The organism is Alicyclobacillus suci (genome assembly GCF_017329615.1).
Taxonomy (GTDB): domain Bacteria; phylum Bacillota; class Bacilli; order Alicyclobacillales; family Alicyclobacillaceae; genus Alicyclobacillus; species Alicyclobacillus suci.
The window spans coordinates 1-251 of record NZ_JAFMTW010000250.1 but is presented as its reverse complement, the minus strand read 5'-3'; the positions used below and the strand labels follow the sequence as shown (position 1 = coordinate 251).

1 pseudogene is annotated in these 251 nt (G+C 47.4%); it reads left to right on the top strand.

The features are described 5' to 3' along the window. Positions 1-149, top strand: a pseudogene (locus tag J3482_RS20605) (DDE-type integrase/transposase/recombinase); the annotation flags it as partial. Between the last annotated feature and the right edge of the window lie 102 nt (positions 150-251).

The following is a 251-nucleotide window of genomic DNA, read 5'->3' as shown; positions in this document are numbered from 1 at the left end:
TATGGATGTCTGACATTACCTATGGGTGGACCGCTGAAGGATGGCTATACGTAGCGAGCATCATGGATTTATTTATCCGAAAAATCGTGGGCTGGAGGGCTGACTCGCGGATGACAAAAGAACTAGTCATCGATGCGTTAAACCAGGCGTATTGTATGCCGCATAATAAAAGTGCAGAAAACCGCAGCGTAAAATTACAGAGCTAGCCTGCGTTGTTACGGGGCGGAAAAGTGAATGGGCACTTGCAACAC